This is a genomic window from Crocosphaera sp. Alani8, assembly GCF_038442745.1.
Classification (GTDB): domain Bacteria; phylum Cyanobacteriota; class Cyanobacteriia; order Cyanobacteriales; family Microcystaceae; genus Crocosphaera.
The window spans coordinates 1-4958 of sequence record NZ_JARVCN010000241.1 but is presented as its reverse complement, the minus strand read 5'-3'; the positions used below and the strand labels follow the sequence as shown (position 1 = coordinate 4958).

4 protein-coding genes and 4 pseudogenes are annotated in these 4958 nt (G+C 40.8%); 6 read left to right on the top strand and 2 right to left on the bottom strand.

Going from position 1 to position 4958, the window contains the following annotated elements; genetic code table 11:
• Window positions 1–66: 66 nt before the first annotated feature.
• Window positions 67–258: pseudogene (locus tag P9B04_RS14215) on the top strand (aldehyde dehydrogenase family protein); the annotation flags it as partial.
• On the opposite strand, the gene P9B04_RS14210 reads toward P9B04_RS14215, so the two are convergent.
• On the bottom strand, window positions 248–388 hold the full coding sequence (locus P9B04_RS14210) for a hypothetical protein (protein WP_342055642.1): 141 nt from the start codon (window positions 386–388) through the stop codon (window positions 248–250). The pseudogene P9B04_RS14215 and the gene P9B04_RS14210 overlap by 11 nt on opposite strands.
• Window positions 389–595: 207 nt before the next feature.
• Between P9B04_RS14210 and P9B04_RS14205 the strand changes: the two are divergent.
• From P9B04_RS14205 to P9B04_RS14185, 5 genes and pseudogenes are all read left to right on the top strand, one after another.
• Window positions 596–2183 (top strand): annotated as a pseudogene (locus P9B04_RS14205) (IS1634 family transposase).
• Window positions 2184–2290: 107 nt separating this feature from the next.
• Window positions 2291–2629: a divalent-cation tolerance protein CutA gene (gene cutA / locus P9B04_RS14200; RefSeq protein WP_342055641.1), complete on the top strand. Its 339-nt coding sequence runs from the start codon at window positions 2291–2293 to the stop codon at window positions 2627–2629.
• A gap of 761 nt (window positions 2630–3390) precedes the next feature.
• Window positions 3391–3624 (top strand): hypothetical protein, encoded by a 234-nt coding sequence (locus P9B04_RS14195; protein ID WP_342055640.1) that lies wholly within the window; start codon window positions 3391–3393, stop codon window positions 3622–3624.
• A gap of 30 nt (window positions 3625–3654) precedes the next feature.
• Window positions 3655–4023 carry a helix-turn-helix domain-containing protein gene (locus tag P9B04_RS14190; RefSeq protein WP_342055639.1) on the top strand — a complete coding sequence of 123 codons (369 nt, stop codon included), beginning with the start codon at window positions 3655–3657 and terminating at the stop codon, window positions 4021–4023.
• A 254-nt stretch (window positions 4024–4277) separates the two neighbouring features.
• Window positions 4278–4554: pseudogene (locus tag P9B04_RS14185) on the top strand (helix-turn-helix domain-containing protein); the annotation flags it as partial.
• 23 nt (window positions 4555–4577) lie between these two features.
• Here the strand turns inward: P9B04_RS14185 and P9B04_RS14180 are convergent.
• Window positions 4578–4871, bottom strand: a pseudogene (locus P9B04_RS14180) (IS1 family transposase); the annotation flags it as partial.
• Window positions 4872–4958 lie beyond the last annotated feature (87 nt).

The window sequence follows — 4958 nt, the reverse complement described above, 5'->3', positions numbered from 1 at the left end:
TTGGAGAAGCCCGCACTGTAACGGTACTCCGTTCAGTGTCGGGAGTCGTCACCAGCAGGAGTATGGACACGAGATATTTCTAAAGCACACACCATTGCTCGTAATGTTCGTGCCGGTACAGTCTGGATCAATTGCTATCATGCCTTTGATATTGCAGCTCCTTTTGGTGGCTTCAAACAATCTGGAATGGGTCGCGAACTTGGAGAATACGGTTTACAGGAGTATACGGAAGTTAAGACAGTAACCGTCAAATTATAGCCACCTGTAAATTTTCCGTTGCTGCACTCAAAGAGTCTGTATCAATAAGGAGCGATCGCTCCAAACTGAGAAGCGCGCTGGCCGAGCCAGATCCGCTTTGCGGATCGCAAAACAAAACCGGTCGGGGCAACGTAACTTCTCAAAAAGTCAGGGGTCACTCGCTGCGAAAACTTAGGCAAAAGATAGAGAACTATTTTCACCCACATTCAGCAGGTTAAGATGGAAAACAAATAATTTTCAAACCCTGTCACTGCGAAGGTTTTGCCGATTTCCATTATCCTCTTAAGTTGACTCAGAGATAAGATCTTCTAAGATTTGAAGTTTTTCTCTCAAGCCAATGAACCAACCCACAGAAATTGATATTCAGGACATCGACCATCTCGGACTGATTGCCAGCATTGTCGATGAAATTGGGATTGTGGAAATCACCAATCGCCTGCTGGGAACACATGCCCTCGAACAAGTTAGTGCTGGCCATGTAGTCAAAGCCTTAATCCTCAATTGCTTAGGCTTTCTCACCGCCCCCCTATACCTGTTTAGTCAATTTTTCGTCGGTAAAGCGACGGAACACTTGATTGGAGAGGGGGTGAAACCAGAACACCTCAACGATAGCCGTATCGGTCGAGTCCTAGACCAGCTTTATGAGAAAGGATTAACCAATGTGTTCCTGGAGATGGCCTTGGCGGCGGTGAAACGCTTCGGGGTGAACACGCAACGGGCACATCTCGACAGCACCAGCTTCTGTGTCCAGGGGGAATACCTCAATTCACGGCTATTCAAGAGACCATCGCCCTGACCTCAAGCAGTTTACCCTAGCTCTGATTACTAGTGGGGATGGGGATGTGCCGTTGTATTTACGAGTGGGGAATGGTAACGATGCTGACCAAGCCGTATTCACCGAAGTGATTGCCCAATTTCAGCAACAGTGGCAAGCCGCCCAGCCGAAAGTTTATGTGGCTGATGCAGCCCTCTACAACGAAGAGAACCTCAAAGCATTAGGCGAGACCCATTGGATTAGTCGTGTGCCTGCCACCATTGCTGAGGCACAACAGTTAAGACAGACTCTACCCCAGTCGATGTTCTCTGTCTGTTCCTCTAACCCTAACTATTCCATTGCTGAAGTGTGCAACACCTACGCTGGAGTCCGCCAGAGCTGGCTGGTAGTACACAGCGAATCGCGCCAACAATCAGACCTCAAGCAATTGGACAAGGGCATCGCCAAAGCACAAACCAAGACCATCAAAGCTCTTCAAGAACTCGGTACTCATCCGTTTGCTTGTGAAGCTGATGCCCGAGAAGGAGCCAAGGCCTTAGACAAAAAGCTCAAGTATCATACCCTGACTGACATTGAGGTTCGACTCAAGCCCTACTATGACAAGCCAGGTCGTCCCCGAAAAGGAGAGCCGCCCAAAGGCTACACTTATCATGTTCAAGCCGCTTTAGCCCCTAATGAGTCAGTGATGGCAGCACAGCGTAACCAAGCCGGACGATTCGTGTTAGGGACCAACTTGCTTGAGGATAAGCTATGGCCCAATGATACAGTGTTACAAGAGTACAAGAATCAGCAGTCATGTGAACGAGACTTTCGCTTCCTCAAAGACCCCCTCTTTTTTGCTTCTCGGGTTTTTGTCAAATTACCTCAACGAGTGGCTGCTTTGGCGATGATTATGGGGCTGTGTTTGCTCGTCTACACCATCGGACAGCGACAACTGCGCCAAGCTTTGGCCAGTGCCTCAGCAACAATTCCTAATCAAAAGGGTAAGCAGACTGAGCGCCCAACCCTACGCTGGATACTGCAATGTTTTCAGTCGGTGCATTTGATTTGGCTAGAGGGACACAAGTGGGGCATCAAGTTGAACGATGTCCAAAGGCACATTTTGCGCTTCCTCGGCCCCACTTGTCAAAAATATTATTTATTGGTCTGATGAACCTGCGGAATGTGGGGTGTAAACTAGCAATATGTCAATTTAACTGACCAATACGAATATAGGTTGGTCTTTGTCATTGTTCACTTATAGAGAAAGTAAAACTCATGCAAATTTTTTATGTTACGTTAAATACTATCGAAGAAGCACGTCAAATAAGTCACAAACTACTTGAGCAAAAATTAGCTCTTTGTACTAATTGGTTTCCCATAACTTGTGCCTATCGTTGGGAAGAAGAAATTAAAGAAGAACCAGAAGTTGTACTAATAATAAAAACCCAGCTACGGTATAGAAAAGATATCGAGCAGACGATTAACGAACAAATTAACTATACGAATTGTATTGCAGAAATATCAGTTCATTCAGTCAACGAAAATTTTCTCAAATGGCTAAACACAGAAATCCCTCAAAGACCTTCAAAAAGGGCTTTGATAAAGCGTTGCTGAATTTACGGTTACGTTACAAAAACTTTTTAGAAGAGCGATTTTTTTTCGGGGCAGATGAGGAGCAAAAAGGGGTAAACTAGCAGGGCAAATACATCTAAAATATGGACAAAATTAAGCTATAATCGAGTTGGAATTTGAAATTAGAATTCTAATTTCAAATTTATTGACTTTCTCTCTGCATTTCTACGTAAGAAGCTGATTAGCTACAAAACTGTGTCTTTCTCTCTTTCAGTGGTTGCACCCTGAGCTTTTTTGGCTAAACTACGGCATAAAGTATTAGCTTGGTCTAAAATATGCCAAACATCACCTTGACAGACTCTATCAGACCAGATCGCCCTGTGTGCTGACCTAACCCCTTACCAGCATAAGCTATTGTGTATTTAGGGTCTAGACCCTGTTCTGTTGCTTCTAGCAAATACCAGCCCCAGGTGTCTTCATCTTTGTGCTGCGCCTCTTGAAGAAGAAAACAGTAGCTAGAATCATTATCAACTCCTGTTAAAATGGGACGGTTAGAATGAAATATCTCATCAATTGACGCGACCTTGATTGGCGATAAATCAGCCGATTTATTAGACCTCTTGCAAAAGTCTTTCGTGATACAATAAGAGATGGTTTATTTTTGCCAATACTGTCATAAGAGCGCGATTGCCAAAAGGAGACAGCGATCGCCAAAAGGAGACAGGGAGACCGACGTAATAAAAGAGTTTTTTGTGATACTGTTTAAAATCTGTCCTTAATAGATAAAAAAAACGAAAAACAGTATGAAATTTGCGGAAAAAAATCGGTTATGTCGAAAGAAATTTAGGCGTTTGACTGGAATGAGTCGCCGAACTTACTATACTATTGTTAACGTCATCTCTGAATATGAAAAAAAGAAAAATAAGCCAGGTCGTCCTTGTACTTTAAGTCCAGAAGAACAGGTATTAATTACTATTCAATACTGGCGGGAATATCGGACTTACAGCAGTTTGCGACTCAGTGTAGTACAATTTTAAATTAGTATAATAATTTTAATACATCGTTCAATGAAACCTTATTCTCTTGATTTACGTCAGAAAATTATTGAAGCTTACCAAAACAAAGAAGGTTCACAACGACAGTTAGCTAAACGCTTTAAAGTTAGTGTTAGCTTCACTCAAAAATTATTGAAGCGATATTGCGAAACCAACGAGATAGAACCTCGTAAGAGTGGAAAAGGATTTACTGCCAGACTAGAACAGCATACACAGGTGGTTGAGAAATTAGTTGCTAATAATAATGATATCACTTTAGAAGAATTACAAAATTCTCTTGAATTAGAAACAGGAGTAAAACTATCTATTAGTAACATTTGTCGTTTTTTACAAAGAAAAAAACTGACTCGAAAAAAGCGGTGCGACCCCGCGCCTTTGTAAGGCGCAAGGGAACGCGCACCAAGAAAAAACAGTCAAATCGAGTCAAGCTGCAACTGAAAAGACCTCTTGCAAAAATATTTCGTGGTACGATTAAAGGCTGTCCTTCTTTTTAATTTTCCCGAATAACTGTCAGATTAGGAGATCGCTACCATGAAACAGCGATCTCCTAATACCCAAACTTTAATTAAGTTTTAAAACAAGAATCGTTGTATAATTATTAAAGAAAATTATTTACTAATTAAATTGATTTAAAGATGAGATATTGGCAAGCAAAAAAATTAAAGCAAACTGAATTTAAGCGTTTAACAGGGGTTAAAAAAAACTTTTAAAGTGATGCTTCGCATCGTCAAAACTCAAGAAAAAGAAAAAAAGAAACCAGGACGTAAGCCAAAGTTAATTATTGAAGACCAAATTTTAATGACTCTTCAATACCTGAGAGAATATAGAACTTATTATCATATTAGTAAAGATTGGAAAATATCTGAGTCGTCTGTCTGCCGTATTATTCATAAAATTGAAAATATGGTAGTGTTATTTAAGTAGTGAAAGTCAATCTAAGTTGATAGCATTTCCTCGTTATAATGATGGATGAAATACAAAATTGCTCCTTCATGGTTGAAAAAGTTTTTAGAAAATGCTAAGTTTTTTCTAACTAGACGAGAGCAACGATGCCTTAAGGTATTATTTAATCTTTCAATCCTTGTTGTTTCACCACTTTTCTTTGTACTAGGATAGTGGCGATCGCTAGGGAGTACATCACAATATGATTCCCATAAATCTGTATAAAATTTCCCATTATCCTGATAATTTTTTGGTAAGGTCTTCCAAAATTCTTTGGCACTATTTCGAAAGTGTCAGAACTCAGAACAAAGCTGTACAGTTGTCAATATTAATGAGAATTTTCTCATTAGCTCAACAAGATATTGGGGCTTCAG

Bases quoted from the DNA above. Each gene is read 5' to 3' on its own strand.
- P9B04_RS14195 (WP_342055640.1), top strand. From the start codon at position 3,391: ATGAAATTTGCGGAAAAAAATCGGTTATGTCGAAAGAAATTTAGGCGT.
- cutA (WP_342055641.1), top strand. From the start codon at position 2,291: ATGCAAATTTTTTATGTTACGTTAAATACTATCGAAGAAGCACGTCAA.
- P9B04_RS14190 (WP_342055639.1), top strand. From the start codon at position 3,655: ATGAAACCTTATTCTCTTGATTTACGTCAGAAAATTATTGAAGCTTAC.